The organism is Veillonella orientalis (assembly GCF_018406505.1).
GTDB lineage: Bacteria > Bacillota > Negativicutes > Veillonellales > Veillonellaceae > Veillonella > Veillonella nakazawae.
Genome location: NZ_AP022322.1, coordinates 90,863 through 109,712, shown reverse-complemented (window position 1 = coordinate 109,712; position 18,850 = coordinate 90,863). Strand labels below are relative to the sequence as shown.

Below are 18,850 nucleotides of genomic sequence, written 5' to 3'. Positions count from 1 at the left end.
CAAAAATGAAAGTAGCTCCTTATATAAGGAGCTACTTTTTACATTATAGTCATTGTCTTTATATTTTATGATAAATATCATCAGTTTTACCATCAATAAATATTTTTACTTTGCTATCTTCTCTATACTTATTAATGATTAAACTTAAACCATACTTATATCTATACTGATTGTTATAATTGGTCAAGTATTTTAGTTTATTCTCATCGTTTATAAAATCCTCTCTCTTATCATTCCACCAAGGTTTTACTTCAATAACAATATAATTATCGTCATTACTCCCTCGCTTATGAATAATAATATCAGGAATAATCTTATCATCGCCCATTTTCTTAACAGCATCTAAATCTCTATTAAATTCACAATCAACATCATATTCATTAATTAAACCTGATAAATAACACCCTAATTTATGAGTAATAGATCTTTCACTAACATATTGATTCACTTCATTATTTATTAGATATTGATCCTTTTCATATAAAATATCTAGCCCCAATTTTAAATTATTCCAAATATGCTCATCTATCATAATTCTTATCACCTTAATTTATGTTATCATGCTTCCATATCCTGCCAATAACCATTAAAATGCGAAATTGCATTATGTGACTCAAAAAGAGCCCTAACTAAATTCATAAGGTCCTCTCGTGTTTTTCCATTGATATCCATATTAAAATCATCAATTCCATGAGAGTTAACATTTAGTAATTTTTCTAATTCCTTATGGTTACTATATATATCACTTAAATTATTAAAATTACTAAATGTCTCAATAATACATCTTAATGGATTCGCCATATACTCGGGCTTATCTTGATCATATAACCATTTTAATTCAGCCCATAAAGCATCATAACTATTAGTTAAATCATCTTTTTCCTTATAAATATATATGGGCTTTGTTTTGGTATCATACTTCCTCAAATGAATTGTACATTTATCATATTCAGCTTTTGTACATCCTTTCCACCATCTATATCTACAATTCAAATAAAAATGTATATTGTGCGTTAAAATAAATATCTGATATTTCTTATTCTCAGCTTGTTTTAATAAATCCTGTATCAACATAATTATGAAATACTGCGCAAAATCATCATTACTACTCATAGGATCATCTAAAACAATAACTTTATCTTTATCCGCACCTTTAGTGATATTTGATAAATCTTGAACAAACCACAAAAAGGCCATGATATTTTTTTCACCAGTACTTAAAGATTTAATATCTCGCTGATTTCCATTACTATCATAAAGCTTATAGGTTCGATCTTCTCCTACTTGCTTTAAACTAAAAGAATTATGCCCCAAGATCACTAATTGATTATTGATAAACTCCATTGCAGTAGATTCATCAATAATCTTGGCTCTTAACTCTACCAATTTCTCTTGTTTTTCTTTAAGTGCTTTGTATTTTTCTTGTTTTTTACCTTCTAATTCATTATATATGTTCTTTTTTTGACTATAATCACTTTCTAAGCATTCATAATTATATTTTTGATTATATTCAGCAATATAATTGAACTTTAGCTTATTTTTAGCCTCTTTTTGTTTGATATAAAGAGAGGTCTTCTCTTTATTATGCTTTACAATAATTTTATTGATCTCAATAATTTTGCTGGTTAATTCTAATGGTTCCTCTATTAAAGGCATTTCCATACTAGAGTATGCATCTTTTTTATCTAGAATATTAAGAATATCATCGAAATATTTATCATGTATAGCAATTAGATCTAAAAGCTTTAATCTGGCAGAGTTATATTCTGATTTTAATGTTGGCAAAAGGTCTTCTTCTATATTATTAGTCTTTAAATCACTTAAATAAACAACATATTTGTTTTCTATCATCTCTTTTAATTTGACAACTCTATTTTGAATCTCAACTGCTTTGTTTGAGATTAAACTTTGTAACGCCTCCAACCGTCTAGGTTCTATACTACTACCACAAAATAAACATGTACATGATTCTGATAAATTATGAATTCGAACACCTTCAGAAATCCATTCCCGTTCCTTATTATTCGAAAAGCTTATAACGCCACTTTTTACAGCACTTTCTTTTAAAAGGCTACTTAAACTTTGCATAAATGATTTTATATCATAAACTGGGCTAGGTATTTCTCTAATCTCATTTAAATTAGTCTTACTAAGTATACTTTTATTTAATTCTACTGAAGAATCATCCAGTAAACATGCCTGCTCCTTATCAATCTTATAATTGCTTTTGTTGTAACTAGGTCCTACTATATCAGAATAATTGTCTTTTAAAAATTTTGCTCCATCTTTATATAACTTTTCTAAAGTATCATTTGCCTGCTTATATTGATCATAAGAGTTCTTCCACCGATTACCTAAAGTGTTTATTTCAGTCTCATTAAATTCAGCATTTATATCATCAATTTCTTTTTTTATTTTATCAATTTGTGGCTGAACCGCTGCATATATAAGCATAATTAATTTATAAAAGTAATAAACAAAATATAATAAGCAAAGAGGCTGTAGCAGAATTCGTTATTATTGCATTCTGCTACAGCCTCTTATTTTACAAACTTGCTTTCACAAGTCGTATATGAGTGTATAGTTTTAAGGTATTGTGATTCAATTATTTAACTAAAAATTTTACTTAATAATCTGTATTTTTACGAGTTCATTTACGAAGTTATTTACTAATTTAGTTGGTGTTTGCTTTTTATTGTTCCGCATATGGAATTGCCAGTGGATGGTTATCATATGTGCCTCTATGTTGGTCATAGATGGATTCTGCACCAGGTAATGGCGGCAAACCCAAGGAGTCAGTGCGTGTGAAGGCTTCAAATAGGCCTGGTGTTAGGTGCATGTTTGGAACATGTTCTGGAGTTACTTCGTGAACGATGGTATCGCCTTTACCGTTCATGATTTTATGACCAAATTCAGGATCCACCAAAGTGCCACGGCCTACTGCGATGATGTCAGTATAGTTTTCTACGGCATCACGAGCTGATTCTTCGCTGAAGACATCGCCTACAATAATAAGCTTTGTTTCATCATCGAGGGCTGCTTTAAATAAAGAGCCAAAGGATTGATCTGCGCCTTCTGGTTTAGAATCATAGCCACCCCATAAGGATAAGTGGATGTAGTCTAACTCTTCTTTTACAATAGCCTCTACGAGTTGAAGGGATTCTTTATAAGTATAACCAATATCTGTCCGTGGATTTCTTCTGGGCTCAAACGGTAGCCAATGATGAAGTTTTGTGCGCCAGCTTCTTCTACTACGCGTTTTACTTCACGCACAACGGCTAATGGGAATCTCATACGATTTTCTAAAGAGCCGCCCCATTTATCTGTACGGTGGTTTGTTAATACAGAGAAGAATTGTTGCAATAAATAGTGGTTAGCACCATGAATCTCTACGCCATCGAAGCCAGCTTCGATAGCTCGTTTTGTAGCGCGACCAAAATCTGCAATGATCTCTTCAATTTCACTTTCAGTAAGAGCACGAACAGGGAACTTGCGGTGTAAGTCGCTAGGGGCTACTACATCTTGATGATTAATATAGCGACCAATCGCCATGCGACCACCGTGATGAATCTGCATAACCGCTTTATTGCCGTCTTTCTTTAAAGCTTGTGCAATTTTCTTAGACCCTTCTAAGTGAACATCAGAGTAAATGCCCATTTGGGATGGATAGCCAGGCATGTACGCTGGGCCACCATTTTCACTAACATAATGAAACTCAGTAATCAATAGGCCTGCTGCCTTAGAACGATGATTGTAATAACGGATCGTATCATTACTTGCATAGCCACCCTCTAAAGAAGATTGACTTTGCATGGGAGCCAAGGCAATGCGGTTAGGAATCGTCAATCCACGACGGAATGTAATTGTATCTGTTAAGTTATGTTGTGCCATTATAGCCTCTTTCTCCTACTTTTATAGGTACTATATTAAATAATTTGGCTGATGACTGAAAAGTAATATCACATTTACATATTGCGAATTACCGATATGTTAAGTGAATAAAAAAGCAATCCTATATAATCATGCTCACAAGATAGTACACATCGTATCAATATACTGGTGTTATCAATATACTAATATTACCAATACAATCATTTCACTAGTAATTCTGTGACACATACTTATGTGTTATATATTCATGCTCTTTTATAATTTAGTTTCTACCAACTTTGCTAACTCTGCAATGGTTTTCTCGTTGCGACGGTAATAGGTCCATTTGCCAATTCGTGTAGCAATCACCAAATCTGCCTTTTGCAATACAGACAAATATTGCGATGCCGTCGATTGGGTAACACCTAATTTGAGCTGGATTTGACCTACACAGACGCCGACTTCCACCATGTCTACCGGTTCTTGATGCGTAAAGTAACGCTTTGGCTCTTTTAACCAAAATAGAATCTGTAGACGTGATTCATTAGCAAGTGCTTTAAAGACCTCTAATTGATTCATCTTTAGTCACCTCTAAAATGATTATATCGTAATTTCGCGATATGTCAATCTGTTATGCTTTCTACAAAACCTATATGTTTCAAATTAACTTTGACTTCTTATATAAGTTATTGCAATTGCTTTACCAACACTTACGTACTTAAATAATAAATATATAGCAAAAGGCCCCTGTTCAAACAGGGGCTCTTTCTTTTTACTCACTCGCTTCCACAAGTGCTTGTGTATATGGATGTACCGCTTCTTTGAGTCGTTTTGATTCGATGGTTTCCACGATTTGTCCGTCTTTCATGACGATGATTCGGTCTGTTACAGCTTGTAATAGTCCGATGTCATGGCTGACAAATACGTAGCCGAAGGGTTGTTCCGTATATAGTTTTTGTAGGAGGTCTAGCACCAACTTTTGATTCACCGCATCAAGGGCCGATGTAGGTTCATCAAAGAGTACTAATTTAGGATTCATCAGCATGATCCGTGCCAATACAACACGTTGTAGTTGACCACCGCTGACTTCGTGCGGGTATTTATGAACCGTATTTTCCGGTAAGTCGACCCGTTGTATCCATTTACGGATATCGTCCTTTGCTGCCGCTATATCCATAAGACCATAGTTAATATACGGCTCTAAAAGAAATGCTTCTAAGTTCATCCTTGGAGGAATCACCGCCAAGGGATTTTGGAACATCATCTGCATAGAACGATATATTTCTGTATGGTTTTGAATGGATGTTACGTCTTCACCAAAGAGTCGCAGACTCCCAGAGGTAGGTTTTTCTAACATAGCAATCAGTCTAAGGAGAGTACTTTTACCAGAACCACTGCCACCTGCAATACCTACGCGTTCATTGGGAGCCACGGAAAAGGATACGTTATCAACGGCATGGACCGTATGATGGTGGTTCGTATATTGTTTACATATATTCTCGAGTTGAATCATACTACACCACTTTCGTTACGGAATCTAACAAGATACGAGTATACTCATCCTTTGGATGGGCCATGACCTCTTCGGATGATCCCACTTCAACGAGTTGCCCCTTATTCATAACTCCAATGCTATTGGCAATACGAGCAGCCGCCTTGATGTTATGAGTTACGATGATTACTGTTGCCCCAAGAGCCTGCGTAACCTCTTTCATAAGGTCTAGTACGGAAGCTTGTATTAGCATGTCTAAGGCACTAGTCGGTTCGTCAGCAAACACGATGCCAGGCTTTAAGATGAGGCTTAAGGCTATTGCTAACCGTTGTTGCATACCACCGCTCAACTGAAACGGATAGGACTGCAAGATACGTTCTCCATCGGTTAAGTGAACAAGATTAAGCATATCTATAACGCGACTTGCATCATAGCTTTCACCATGAGCACGGAACAAATCCTTGAAGTGATTTTCTACGGTGCGATTTGGATTTAAGTAGGCGCTAGGATTTTGAAAGATCATGGAAATCTTCGTGCCCCGCAATTGCCGCCAATCACCATCACTTAAGGTGGAAACATCAGTGCCATTTAGCAAAATTTGGCCGCTAATGTTAGCTTGTTTCAACATGCCAAAGGCGGCACGAACTAACGTAGATTTACCAGAGCCACTTTCACCAACGATAGCAAAGACCTCACCAGTAGGTACGGAGAAGGATACATTCCGTACCGCTTGCTCCGAACCATATGAAATCGATACATCATCAAATACGATACAATCAGATTTATTCAATAGTAGAATCCTTTGTTAATAAGTAGTAATCGATTGGATGTACTGGTACATTTTTAACTTTTGTAGTAGATACAACTGTTGCACTTGGGTATAACAAGTAGATATCTGCTACGTCATCAACTAAGATTTGTTGTGCTTGTTTAGCAATATTAGAGCGTTCGTTTTGATCAAATGTTACGGACAATTGGTCGATTAACGCGTCTACTTGAGGGTTAGAGTAGCCACCAACGTTTGCTTTAGCACCAGTTTTGTAGAATAAGCTGAGGAACCAATAAGGATCATTTGTAGACATAGTAATAACATTACGTTCTACCAAATCAAAGCCATCTGTACCAAGTGTATCTACTTCATCAGGACTTTGTAATTTTTTAAGAGTTACTGCGATACCAGCTTTTTTCAACTCTTGTTGAATTTCTTCGTATAAACTTGTGTCTTTACCCCAAACAGCAAGAGTAATCGCTAAGTCTTTACCGTCTTTTGCGTACATGCCGTTTGCGTTCTTAGCATAGCCAGCTTGAGTCAAGATTTGATCGGCTTTTGCTAGGTCTGTCATCGGTTTATTAGCAATCGCATCAAAGCCCAAGTTTGCAGATGGAGGGAATGGTGCCCCACCTGGTGTAGAGCCATTACCAACAATTTTTGCCATAGAGTCATAGTTAATGATATGAGCAATCGCATTACGTACAGCTTTATCATGCAATGGAGATGCTTCTGTATGATTTGCTTTCAACATAAGCACACGAACACCTGCGATATCTTGAATATTGAAACCGTCTTTGAACAAGCTGCGGTTAGCAGAGTCCACTTTTTGAATCACGTCTACGTCTTTAGATTGTAACGCCATAGCGCGTTTATTGTTGTCTTCGATGTCTTTTACAGTTACAGAATCAAGAGCTGGTTTGCCGCCCCAGTAATCTGCGAAGGCAACGAGTTCAATTGTTTCACCTTTTTTGAAATTAGTGATTTTGTAAGGGCCTGTAAGAACTGGTTTAGACGCTACGTCTTTAAGATCTGCAGTATCCATGATAACGAAAGCAGGTTCAGTCAAGCTAGATAACAAGGAACCATTAGGCTCTGTAGTTTTAATGATCAAGTTTTGACCATCTACTGTGATGGACTCGATTTTAACTGCTTTAGCGGAACGAGCACTTTGTTTCATCGTATACTCGATGGACTCTTTTACCTTTTGAGGTGTCATCGGTGTACCATTGTGGAATTTAACGTTTTCACGGATGTGGAATTTCCATGTTGTAGGGTCCACATTTTCCCAAGAATCTGCCAATTGTGGGGCAAATTTCATATCCGGTGTTACAACGGCTAAGTTTTCACCTGCACCGATACGAGTCAATGTCCATGCATCCCATTCGTGAGTTGGATCTAATGTTTCACCAAACCAATACAAACCAACATTCATATGCTTCCCTTGTTTGCCGTCTTTAGCAGTATCGCTACCGCAACCAACCAAGAGAGCCACCATGCACAGCATTGTGAGACATGCTAATAACCAACGTTTCATAACTTCTCCTTTTTGAACATCGCCTCTGTGAAAGAGGCTTTCACCATAAAAATCTATACACAGCACGGTTAACGAGATACATCGAGGGCATCGCGCAACGCATCGCCAATATAGTTAAATAAAACAACAGTAATGAAAATGGCGAGCCCTGGGTAAATCAACAGCCACGGCGCCGTTTGTAGGAAATCTCGGGAACTTAACAAGATAGCACCCCACTCCGGATCTGGCGGTTGAACGCCGATGCCGATGAGTGAGAAGCTAGCTACCAAGATGATAGCATCCCCTAGATGTTGTATAATGACGATTACCAATGGTGGCAGTACATTCGGCAGAATATAGCGCCATAGGATTCGTAGGTTTGAAGCGCCCGACATGCGAGCAAAGGTAATATACTCCGCGTGGCGTTCAATCTGTACGAGGCCTCTCGTGATACGGGCATATTCCGCCCATTTCGTAATGCACAAGGAAATGATGACATTCGTAATGCTCGGTCCCATGATACCAATGAAAGCAATGGCAATCACCATGTTCGGGAAGCCAAGTACTAAATCGATTAAACGAGATAACCAACGGTCAACGTGAGGTGTAGAGAATCCTGCTAATCCACCAATAGCGATACCGATGGCCCCACTAATGCCAATGATGGTGAAAGCAATCCCTAAAGAGGCTTTACCACCGTAGAGAATACGAGACCACACATCACGACCGAGTTGGTCAGTCCCTAATAGATGGGTACTACTAATGTCTTGTAAGCGGTCCGCAACACTCGTCGTTTCAGGATCAAAGGGTGCTATATACGGAGCACACAGGAAAAATACAATCCACAAAGCGGATAATACCAACATTACATATAAAGTATAAGGCTTTCGTCTACTCATAGGAGCCTCCTTTTATAGCGGCTCTTCGCTTCGGATTCAGCCAAACACTCAATACATCAATGATAATATTAATCACGATGAACACCATAGTAATCCAAATAATGTAGCCTTGCATCAATACATAATCACGAGCCATAATACCTTGCACCATCATGTAACCAATACCTTTTATTGCGAATACCGTTTCAATAACGGCAGATCCACCTAGCATAGCGCCCATCGTTACCCCCATCATAGGCAACAACATAAGTCCTACATGAGGGAATATGTAACGGGTGTAGACCATCCATTCTGGCAAGCCTAATGCTCGCGCCCCCTGTACAAAGGGCTGTCGCGACACTTCTAAAATAGCATTGCGCAATCGACGAATGTAGAGACCACATATCCATAAAGCAAGGGTTACCGCGGGCAGAACATAGGCAGAAAAGCCAGTGGTATTCGTTACCGACACTAACTGCAATTTAACACCGAATAAGTACAGTAATAATAAACCGACCCAGAACCCAGGGATTGCTAACGCTAAGAATGTAACGAGACGAACCCCATGATCAATCCATGAGTCTTGATACTTTGCAGATAGCATACCGAGCGGTATGGTCACCACTATCCCTATAACAAGAGATAAGGATACGAGCCCTAAGGTATTAGGCAAGGCGCCACCAAGAATGGTCGCTACTGGTAAAGCGTACAGAATGGACTCACCAAAGTCCCCTTGTACAATTTGACCTAACCAACGTAAGTATTGCTGCCACCAAGGATCATTGAGCCCCAACTGCTCTCGTATCTGTGCAACTACAACTGGATCTGGTGTAGCTCCTAGAAGATTAAACTTCATCGACACGGGATCAATAGGAGATAATTTTATCAATACAAATGTACCGATGGTAACAACCAATAAAATACCTACAATACTTGCCAAACGCTGTAGTATTAATCGATACAATACATCACCTGCCTTCTTTATCAAAAAACAACTATATTTAATTTTAACAATGATTCTAATTTTTAGATATACCCATATAGGTATGTTAGAATGATTCTCATTATGAAATTTTAGCATATATACTAAAACGGCCCCTCATGAGAGGGGCCGCTTCTTATATAACCCTTACAGTGTCCATGCGAGTGCTTCACCACAGCTCGCATGCCTATCCCACTAGGCTGGACTGTTATATTATTTTGTATATGCTGCATGTGCTGTAGGTGCAACAGTGTTAGCAATAATCGCTTTTGCCATATCACGAGTTACAGGGCGCTCAAAGTACATCGCATGTGTTTGACCATCTTTCGTCCAACCTGCGAGGTATACCATTTTTTCGCCACCTTTGAAAGTAACCTTTGTACCGTTTACTTTTTCTGTAGCTGTGACACGATAATTGTTATGATCACCACTGATATCACCTGTTGTATTAGCTACGCGATAAATGATGCGTTTGCCTGCTGCTTGGTTGCGAGTCGCATCTTCACCAGCTTGGTAAACATACACAACTTGCAATACATCTTTATTGATTGTGCTTACAGACTCAATATTATAGCCCACAGGCAATACCTTTGGCAATTGAGGTGTAATATTCATATATTTAGCGGCTTCATCAATAGTGCTGAACTCATGCATAGGACTTGGCATGCCAACCATAGGCGCTTCCTGTTCTACTGCCATAGGTTTAGCTGGATCAGGTGGCACATCAAAAGTTCCTTGTGCACCAGCAACAGTATAAGAACCTACACACGCACACGCAACTGCTAGTAATACAAATTTTTTGACCATGGGTATAATCTCCCTTCGCGTAACATAAAAATTATTAAAAACACATTTATTTTGTATGTGATTTTTCCTCAACAATATTACGGATAATAGCCTTCGCCATATCTCGTGTAACGGGGCGCTGAAATCCTAAAGAGTGATTTTGTCCATCTTTCATCCACGATGCAAGATAGACCATTTTGTCACTCCCTTTGAAAGTAACCTTTGTACCGTCTACACTTTCAGTTTCTATCACCTTATGAATCTTATGGTCATCGCTGATATCACCTTTTAATGTAGTAGATGTACGATAAAAAATAAGAGCACCACCGGCCTTATTTACGTACGGATCTATACCGGGTTCATACACGTACACAACCTGCAAAATGACTTTCTCTAAAGTAATGACAGATTGAATATTAAATCCTACTGGCAACAGCTTTGGCATTTGAGGTCTAAACCCTATATATTCAGACGCTGCTTCTACAGTGGTAAACACATGTACAGGACTTGGCATAACAACGCCAGGAACAGCTGCTTCAACAGACATTTCTAGGGGGCCAGAAGTTTTAGTTTGTGCATCCGTAGCACCTTGAGCCGCAACAACTCCATAAGAACCTACACAGACGCAAGCTAAAGCCATCAACAAAGATTTCTTTAGTAGTGAGGTCATAATAATATACTCCACAAAATACATTTTGTAAAATTATATTTATTAAAATACGCTTAATAAGTATATCCTAAATGATATAGGATTTCAAGTAATAAATGCTACCTATATCATTTTAACAAGCTTAGTATTTAGCCTATTATTTCTTATGTACCATAAAGCCTGCCGCTTGTTGGTTCGCCATGATGGTTACATCAGAGATTTGTAAGCGTTTAGGTTGGTTCGTTACATACAATACAACATCAGCCACATCCTCTGGTTGGATTGCATCAATACCAGCGTACACAGATTTAGCTCGTTCCGCATCACCGTGGAATCGTACTTCACTAAATGGAGTTTCGACGATGCCTGGTTGAATGGTGGTAACCTTAATATCTGTAGCTATGGTATCCATGCGAATGCCATCGCTTAATGTCTTTACCGCTGCCTTTGTAGCGCAGTATACTGCGCCATTAGGATATGCATAAATGCCTGCCGTAGAACCCATATTTACAATATGACCTTCATTTTTATCAATCATAAAAGGTAGTACTGCTTTTGTTACATATAAAAGACCTTTCACATTGGTATCAATCATAGTCACCGCATCATCAACAGCACTATCTTGGAAGGGATCAAGCCCTTGTGCAAGCCCCGCATTATTAACGAGCACATCGACGCCACCAAAAGCCTCGATAGCAGCAGGAACCTTGCTTTCAACATCCTCGCGACTACGCACATCAAGAACTAAAGTCTCAACACGCACGCCATATTCCTTAGACAAACGAGCCTGTACCTCGTCCAATAACTCAGCACGACGACCAGAAATCAACACATTATCGCCATACTTGGCATAAGCCTCAGCAATACAAAGACCGATACCAGACGTTGCACCAGTGACAAAAATATTACGAGCCATAAAAGCCTCCTCATCATCAATCCGTTCTATTCTAATAAGTTAATTATACCATTATAAAAATCAAAAAACGCTACCCTACCACCTATAAACGATAAAAATAGTGTATACATTGGAGCCCTCCGCGTAGCATTCTCTCCTTTTCCCCTAAATGATATGTCGGCGCAGATAGGATTTAAAAGAATACATAAAGTGGCTTATAGATTTATGAATATGATAATAAAAAGAGGATACCCTTTCTGAAAACGACTTAGCTCGCTTTAGAGCCTTCTACTATTTCCTAGAATAATATGCTGGCGCATCTGTATGTAAGACAAAATATTTGAGCTCTACTACAGTTAGAAAGCAAATAGGGATACCTATTCGAAGCCGCCTTGGGCGCTACGCGTACCCATGAAGGCTGAGGATAGGTATCCCTATTGTTTTATTTAATTTGATTTATAGAGCTCAAATACGCTAGCTTTTATTTCAGATGCGCCAACATATCATTTAACACTTCCATGCAATCCCCCACGATGCCATAGTTAGCGTGCTGGAAGATTTCTGCGTTTGGATCGTTGTTAATAGCCACAATTGTGTCAGCACCGGAGATGCCGCTCACGTGTTGGATAGCACCGGAGATACCGAATGCCAAGTATAGTTTAGGGCTTACAGTTTTACCTGTTTGACCTACTTGATATGGCAATTCAATCCATCCTTTTTCAACGAGTGGGCGTGTAGCCCCTACAACACCACCGATAGCATCGGCTAGTTCGTAAAGCTTATCAAAGTTTTCTTTAGAACCCATGCCACGGCCACCAGCTACAATGATATCTGCTTCTTGGATATTGTAGCCATCTTTACTGAACGGAATGAAGTCTAAACGCTTCATGCGAATATCTTCAGGCTTGAGGTCGAATTGCTCAATTTGGATACGACCCCAGCTATCTGCGATTCGTTCAGGTTTTTTAAATACGTTAGGACGTACAGAACCCATTTGAGGACGATGGTTTGGAGAAATAATCTCCGCCAAAATATTGCCGCCCAAGGCAGGACGTGTCCATTCTACAAGGCCTTCATTCGTATCTACCGTCAAGATTGTGCAGTCCGCAACAACGCCGTTTTGCATACGACCAGACATACGAGGTGCCAAGTCACGGCCATTGTTTGTGGCACCAATTAAGAGGATATTAGGCTTATGGTCTTCAAAGAAGTCTGTTAATACCTTAGTGTAGCCATCCGTTGTATAGTATTTCAAAAGGGGGCTTTCAAAAACATGAACAATATCAGCACCATGTGCTACCAGTTCCTCTGCTTCGGTTTGCACATTCTCACCCAATAACATAACTTGAACGAGCTGGCCCAATTCCTTAGCAATGCGGCGAGCTTGACCGATTAGTTCATACGTAACCGGATGTACCACGTCATCGATGGTATCGGCTACAACAAAGACGTCTCTATATTCATCAAAATTTGTTACGGCCATTACCGGTCACCTCCTTTAGAACCTTCATCACCTTTAGCGGCAGCTACCGCCTTAAACTCACTAGGGGATACGCTTTCAACAGACGCAGCCCGTTGCACAGGATCTTTTACATCTACACCCTCATCATTATCCTCAACTACATCAACAGGTACATCATTTGGCACCAATAGATGAGCAAATTTTTCAGGCTTAATATGATAAGCCAATTCAAGAACCTTTTTAGCCCCTTCCTCGATGGATGGCAACATTTCTACCTTGCCACGAAGAGGTGGTTGGTATACCTTGCGCACCCGCGTAGGAGAGCCGTTAAGACCGATACGACTTTCATCAATATGTGGCATATCGCGCAATGTAATGTGAGTAATAGTGTAACGTTTCGCATAAATAGAGCTCCAAAGGCCTGGTTGGCGCGGCTCGTTGAGCTCAGCTGTAGCCGTTACAAGCAATGGTAATGGAACCTCTACGATTTCGTAACCATTTTCGTGCTCCCGTGTTACAGTTGCTTTTTGAGCCGCTGTATCTACAGCAAATTTACAAGCATACGTTGCTTGTGCCATACCGAGTTCCTCTGCAATTTGAGGACCTACTTGTGCCGTATCGCCATCGATAGCCTGCTTACCGCAGAAGATAATTTGGAATTGACGGTTCATAGTCCGTTGAATATGACGGATGGCAGACGCAATGGTATAGCTAGTAGCCAATGTATCGGCACCACCGAACGCGCGATCTGTAACGAGTACTGCATCATCGGCACCGAGGGATAAACACTGGCGAAGCGCTTCTTCAGCCTGTGGAGGGCCCATGGATAGAACGGTCACACGACTACCTTCATATTGGTCTTTCACCGCAAGAGCCGCTTCTAACGCATGCATATCGTCAGGGTTTACAATGCTAGGCAAGCCTGTGCGGATGAGATTATTTGTTTCCGGATCCAGCTTAATCTCAGATGTATCTGGAACCTGTTTGATACATACTAATAACTCCATACACTCACCCCTGTCTAAATTCTACGCCCTTAGCGTTACGCGGATATTTCCATGTTTTTACGATTGTTTCGCCACAAAGAACGCGGCATGTACCGCACTCTAAGCAACCAGCAAAATCAAAGGCTAAATCGCCATTCTCTTGTAATGTATATAGACCGGCAGGACAGCCGTTTACGAGTTTCATTTTCTCTTCGTGGCTAAAACCAGCGCCATCCACAAGGATATGAGGAGACGTTTCATCTACATAATATTTATTGGTGCCCAAACGCTCTTCTAATTTCATAGGGAACGCACCCCTTTCCAAGCATCACGAATCAAGGTAAATAGGCCAACGTCACCAACGCGACCCATCAATTTTTTCATCATTGGTACTGCACCATCACCGTTAACAGTGAATACATCGCGCATCACATTGTTTACGAGAGATGGATATTCCTTGAATATACGAGGATTGGATGCAAGGAATGCAGGCATATTTTTATACAATTTCAAATCCTTATGCAACCAAGAGTTCTTGATTTGACGTTCATATAATTTAGCTACACGATCCATATTTTCGTCACGTAATGCTACGTTAACTGCATCGGCTGCACACATGCCAGACTCGATGGCAAGGTCCATACCACGAATAGTATAGCCAAGATTCATACACATACGCGCCGCATCACCAACGATAATATACCCATTACCGCCCAACTTAGGCATAGATTTATAGCCACCTTCAGGTACGAGATGGGCACTATGCTCTTTCAATTGGCCATTTTTCAATAATGGTGCAATTCTTGGATGGCTTGTGAAAGCTGACAGCATATCATCTACAGAACGATCAGCTTTGCCAATATCTTCAAGGCCTACAACCATACCTACAGAAAGGCTATCTTTATTTGTGTAAATAAAACCACCGCCTAATAAGCCAGAGGTCATATCGCCTAAAGTAAGCCATGCCATACCGTCATCGCCAGATAACATGAGGCGATTTTCGAGGTCTTCTTTTTTAAGTTTGTATACCTCTTTTACACCTACTGCCATTGTACTTGGATCTGTAGGGCCTGTAATGCCAGATTTTTCCAATAGTAATGTATTGGAACCTTCTGCGATGATAACGAGTTTTGCATACACTTCATCATCGTGGCACCGAACGCCTACAACGCGTTGTTTTTTGCCTTCTCCTTCAGTAATGAGGTCTGTCACTTGTACATTGGATACGAGAAGAGCCCCTTTTTTCTCAGCCTCTTCAGCGAGCCATTTATCGAATTTAGCACGTAATACTACGTAGGATTCTTCATTCGGTTGACCATCTTGATAACTATACTCGACAGTCGTCATTTCATTGCCAGTACCAATAGAAATGCGCTCTTTTGTCACTTTGCGTTCCAATGGTGCACGTTCTCTAAAGTCCGGTACAAGACGTTCTAAAGAATGCGTATAAATACGTCCACCCATCATATTTTTAGCGCCTGGTGCAGTACCACGTTCAATGAGCAGTACTTTTACCCGCTGTTCTGCGAGGCGTAGTGCCGCCGCAGAGCCCGCTGGTCCTGCACCAACGACGATAACGTCAAATGTTTCATTGCGATCAATTGCCATATACTCAGCTCCTTTAAATGAAAGCTTAACTTACATAAGTTTATACAGTATATATATATTCTCTATGAAGAACGAAAACACCTTTAAAAAATCGGCAAAAAAAATAAATATATTCTATATTTTACGAAAATGTGTTATATATCACTCTATATGATGTATATATACTCATTATAAACTCATACTATTGCATACTAGGATTTTTAATTAAGTGCAATAAAATTCATCAATTCGTGAAATTTATAAGTTTTTCTAGCTTTCACCGTGAAAGTAGCGTATGATAAAAGTAGGAAAAACCCTATACGGAGCAACACGCGTATAATACGACCGCATAATGCAAGACCACGGTCAAGGTTAGGCACTCATTATTTTGGAATTACCAGAGGAGGCCATATGGACCCGTTAAGAATCTTGAAAGCATTATCAAATCCACATCGGTTAGATATTATATTGTGGCTAAAGCACCCAGAGAAAGAATTCGGTGTACAAGTACACACTAAAACTCTTATCGATTTCCCTAACAGTGTAAGTGTTAAGAGTATTCAAAAGCGCTGTGGTGTATCTCAATCTTCCATCTCTACATTTATGAGCATCTTAGAAAATGCGAAACTCGTAGAGTCTCGCAAGATTGATCAGTATACCTATTTCCGCCGTAACGAAGAAGTAATTCGTGAGTTCGGCGAATGGTATAACAAAGAGGTATCCATCCAATCGGATGGTATCGATAAATTATTAAAAACGGTTAACTTAGAAGACACTTCGTATCCTATAACAGAGGAAACCTCTGCGCTTGGCGAGCAACTCGCTGCCGAAATCAATACTAAGGGATCCGATCATGATGAAAACAGAAAATAAAATTCTCCCTTATTCACTATACTTAGGGATAAAAGAAAAAGAGCTATAACACATGTAATTATAGCTCTTTTTGATTTTTAATCATCTAATATATTTTGTAAATCTCGCCGATTATAGTAAATTAATGGTAAAATCGTAAGTTTATATTTCCGCTCCATCGATTCTCTCCCTTACGCGACGAAATACATCGGCACCAGAGTATCGAATTTTACTTTCTTTTGCTGCAGAATCGGCTTCATCCAAGGCATACTCAATAGGATCTGTTAATGCTGAATATTGTTCAATACTCATTAACACCATAGTTCCATATCCATTCTTAGTTAAAAATACAGGCGAATTCGTTGTAATAACGGTTTCTTCAACTTCAGGAAATTTATTACGCAAGTCTGATACAGGTCTAATATTAATCAATATATACACCTCCTTATATCATAATTCTATCATTATTTTATTAATTTTACTAACAATATTATGGTAATAATAATTCAACTAAAAATGCCCTCCAAAAGGAGGGCATCTATTATATTGGAATTATACTTCTTCTATCGTTGTGCTTCGTAAGCTCTGAATAGTTTAGATAGTAATTCAGGTGCCAAGCGCAATAGGTCTGGATTTTCACAGAATGATACGCGCAATTGTGTTTTGCCGGGATTCTCTTCACCTTTTTTGCCACTATAGAAACCATTGAGTGGAGCCATGAGAAGTGTATACTCTTTGCCGTCATCAAGGCTTACTGCACCATGTTCAGCACACCAAGAAGCAAATTCTACACCATCAAAGCCAGGTTTTGCTACCTTCCGTACGTCGATAACAAAGTAAATAGACGCTTCTGGACGAGATACGATGAAATCAGGTTCTACCGCTTTAAAACCTTCATGGAGTTCAAAGATCATCTTACGATAGTAGTCCCGTTGTTGCTCATACCAGTTATGAAGCTCTGCGTGGCTTTCATGAGCCAAAGCACCAAAGATATATTGGCCTAGTGTATTAGCACTAAGGTTTGCTGTATATTCAGCTACAGATTTTTCATAGCATAATTTATTATCTGTAATGATGGCGCCAATGCGTAGACCACAAGCATTCCATACCTTACTAGCCGTTTCAAGACTGATACGACGGCCTTCAATGCCAGGCACATCCTTATCGGTTAAAGCCCAGATACTAGATGTTTCTTTCCCTTTTTCGTAAGCCAATTCGCGGTACGCTTCGTCAGAAATAATCCACAAATTATGTTTAACACATAATTTTGCATATTCAATCAACGTTTCTTTACTGAATAATTGACCTGTTGGATTATCGTAAGGAATGATGAGCAACGCACCTGGTTTTGTATCGATAATACGTTGTTCTACTGTTTCAACGGATGGTAACTCAAACTCACCATCTTCGTTAAGTCGACGTTCAACAGTTACAGTTTTACGACCGATACGAAGACCAACCGCATCATAGTTTGTATAAGATGGGTTGAACATTAAAAGAGGACGTTCCTCTTCGCCTGCACCACCACACACGCCAAGCATGATGATTTCCATCGCCATGGATGCACCGTCGGTTACGAGTACATCAAGACCAGTTGTATCGAAACCTTGGCTGCGTAAAATGTGAAGGAATGCTTCGCGACATTCATCAGTCCCCGTAGTTGGTACGTATGGCACGATACCATTATGGAACGGACTATTCACACCGCCCAAATCGAACAACCGACGCTGCATGGCGGGATGCATAGGACGCATTACATTACCAATAGAACCATTCACCAAAATTGGTGGGTTCTTACGTTCCAAGAATTTAATTTGTCCTAAGCGAATGCCAGATGGCTTTCGAGCCATCATATACGGCGACAATTCTGGTTGTTTCATTCAGATCCAACTCCTCTAAAAAAGAAACGGCCTCTATGGGAGGCTATGCTAACTGTGAAAGTAACAAGCGCAATGTTAGACGCACAACTACGGGTAACAAGCTTGCACATCACAAAGATAATATTCTTATATAAAAAAAATTCCCAATATATTGATATATATAGATACTTAATATTATAGTGCTTTTGTTATAGAAAATCTATAGTTTTATAACATATACAGACTAACGTATATACTATTCGTTCC

Annotated in this window: 20 protein-coding genes; 1 reads left to right on the top strand and 19 read right to left on the bottom strand. The window is 39.3% G+C overall.

Annotation, left to right across the window (positions count from 1 at the left end):
* Positions 1 to 58 precede the first annotated feature (58 nt).
* The 17 genes from VEIS1202513_RS00385 to VEIS1202513_RS00305 all read right to left on the bottom strand — a co-directional run bounded on the left by VEIS1202513_RS00385 (position 59) and on the right by VEIS1202513_RS00305 (position 15,893).
* On the bottom strand, positions 59 to 532 hold the full coding sequence (locus VEIS1202513_RS00385) for a hypothetical protein (protein WP_213467490.1): 474 nt from the start codon (positions 530 to 532) through the stop codon (positions 59 to 61).
* 26 nt (positions 533 to 558) lie between these two features.
* Positions 559 to 2,454, bottom strand: a complete 1,896-nt coding sequence (locus VEIS1202513_RS00380; protein ID WP_213467489.1) for an AAA family ATPase — start codon at positions 2,452 to 2,454, stop codon at positions 559 to 561.
* Between the two features lie 238 nt (positions 2,455 to 2,692).
* Positions 2,693 to 2,923, bottom strand: coding sequence for a hypothetical protein (locus VEIS1202513_RS00375; RefSeq protein WP_213467488.1), 231 nt, complete (start codon positions 2,921 to 2,923; stop codon positions 2,693 to 2,695).
* Positions 2,924 to 3,144: 221 nt separating this feature from the next.
* Entirely contained in the window at positions 3,145 to 3,891 is a 747-nt protein-coding gene (locus VEIS1202513_RS00370) for an oxidoreductase (RefSeq protein WP_213467487.1), read from the bottom strand.
* A gap of 255 nt (positions 3,892 to 4,146) precedes the next feature.
* Complete coding sequence (locus VEIS1202513_RS00365; protein ID WP_213467486.1) at positions 4,147 to 4,449, bottom strand: ArsR/SmtB family transcription factor; 303 nt, start codon at positions 4,447 to 4,449, stop codon at positions 4,147 to 4,149.
* A 193-nt stretch (positions 4,450 to 4,642) separates the two neighbouring features.
* Positions 4,643 to 5,383, bottom strand: coding sequence for an ABC transporter ATP-binding protein (locus VEIS1202513_RS00360; RefSeq protein WP_213467485.1), 741 nt, complete (start codon positions 5,381 to 5,383; stop codon positions 4,643 to 4,645).
* Between the two features lies 1 nt (position 5,384).
* Entirely contained in the window at positions 5,385 to 6,152 is a 768-nt protein-coding gene (locus tag VEIS1202513_RS00355) for an ABC transporter ATP-binding protein (protein WP_213467484.1), read from the bottom strand.
* Positions 6,145 to 7,668: an ABC transporter substrate-binding protein gene (locus tag VEIS1202513_RS00350; RefSeq protein ID WP_213467483.1), complete on the bottom strand. Its 1,524-nt coding sequence runs from the start codon at positions 7,666 to 7,668 to the stop codon at positions 6,145 to 6,147. Before VEIS1202513_RS00350 ends, VEIS1202513_RS00355 begins: the two co-directional genes overlap by 8 nt.
* A gap of 68 nt (positions 7,669 to 7,736) precedes the next feature.
* A complete protein-coding gene (locus tag VEIS1202513_RS00345) occupies positions 7,737 to 8,546 on the bottom strand; it encodes an ABC transporter permease (protein ID WP_105094013.1) in 810 nt (269 codons plus the stop codon).
* Positions 8,539 to 9,489 (bottom strand): ABC transporter permease, encoded by a 951-nt coding sequence (locus VEIS1202513_RS00340; protein WP_105094041.1) that lies wholly within the window; start codon positions 9,487 to 9,489, stop codon positions 8,539 to 8,541. Before VEIS1202513_RS00340 ends, VEIS1202513_RS00345 begins: the two co-directional genes overlap by 8 nt.
* 231 nt (positions 9,490 to 9,720) lie before the next feature.
* Positions 9,721 to 10,314 carry a hypothetical protein gene (locus VEIS1202513_RS00335; RefSeq protein WP_213467482.1) on the bottom strand — a complete coding sequence of 198 codons (594 nt, stop codon included), beginning with the start codon at positions 10,312 to 10,314 and terminating at the stop codon, positions 9,721 to 9,723.
* Positions 10,315 to 10,360: 46 nt separating this feature from the next.
* The gene (locus VEIS1202513_RS00330; RefSeq protein WP_213467481.1) at positions 10,361 to 10,963 is read right to left on the bottom strand and encodes a hypothetical protein; all 603 of its coding nucleotides are present in this window, start codon (positions 10,961 to 10,963) and stop codon (positions 10,361 to 10,363) included.
* A gap of 136 nt (positions 10,964 to 11,099) precedes the next feature.
* Positions 11,100 to 11,858 (bottom strand): SDR family NAD(P)-dependent oxidoreductase, encoded by a 759-nt coding sequence (locus VEIS1202513_RS00325; RefSeq protein WP_213467480.1) that lies wholly within the window; start codon positions 11,856 to 11,858, stop codon positions 11,100 to 11,102.
* 460 nt (positions 11,859 to 12,318) lie between these two features.
* On the bottom strand, positions 12,319 to 13,320 hold the full coding sequence (locus VEIS1202513_RS00320) for an electron transfer flavoprotein subunit alpha/FixB family protein (RefSeq protein ID WP_060924160.1): 1,002 nt from the start codon (positions 13,318 to 13,320) through the stop codon (positions 12,319 to 12,321).
* Positions 13,320 to 14,306, bottom strand: a complete 987-nt coding sequence (locus VEIS1202513_RS00315; protein ID WP_213467479.1) for an electron transfer flavoprotein subunit beta/FixA family protein — start codon at positions 14,304 to 14,306, stop codon at positions 13,320 to 13,322. Before VEIS1202513_RS00315 ends, VEIS1202513_RS00320 begins: the two co-directional genes overlap by 1 nt.
* Positions 14,307 to 14,310: 4 nt before the next feature.
* Positions 14,311 to 14,589, bottom strand: a complete 279-nt coding sequence (locus VEIS1202513_RS00310) for a ferredoxin family protein (RefSeq protein WP_213467478.1) — start codon at positions 14,587 to 14,589, stop codon at positions 14,311 to 14,313.
* Positions 14,586 to 15,893 carry an FAD-dependent oxidoreductase gene (locus tag VEIS1202513_RS00305; protein ID WP_213467477.1) on the bottom strand — a complete coding sequence of 436 codons (1,308 nt, stop codon included), beginning with the start codon at positions 15,891 to 15,893 and terminating at the stop codon, positions 14,586 to 14,588. Before VEIS1202513_RS00305 ends, VEIS1202513_RS00310 begins: the two co-directional genes overlap by 4 nt.
* Positions 15,894 to 16,283: 390 nt before the next feature.
* On the opposite strand from VEIS1202513_RS00305, the gene VEIS1202513_RS00300 reads away from it, so the two are divergent.
* Entirely contained in the window at positions 16,284 to 16,745 is a 462-nt protein-coding gene (locus VEIS1202513_RS00300) for an ArsR/SmtB family transcription factor (protein ID WP_213467476.1), read from the top strand.
* A 141-nt stretch (positions 16,746 to 16,886) separates the two neighbouring features.
* Here the strand turns inward: VEIS1202513_RS00300 and VEIS1202513_RS00295 are convergent, their stop codons facing one another.
* Complete coding sequence (locus tag VEIS1202513_RS00295) at positions 16,887 to 17,165, bottom strand: type II toxin-antitoxin system Phd/YefM family antitoxin (RefSeq protein WP_005387370.1); 279 nt, start codon at positions 17,163 to 17,165, stop codon at positions 16,887 to 16,889.
* A 122-nt stretch (positions 17,166 to 17,287) separates the two neighbouring features.
* Positions 17,288 to 18,604 carry a pyridoxal phosphate-dependent aminotransferase gene (locus VEIS1202513_RS00290; protein WP_105094005.1) on the bottom strand — a complete coding sequence of 439 codons (1,317 nt, stop codon included), beginning with the start codon at positions 18,602 to 18,604 and terminating at the stop codon, positions 17,288 to 17,290.
* Between the last annotated feature and the right edge of the window lie 246 nt (positions 18,605 to 18,850).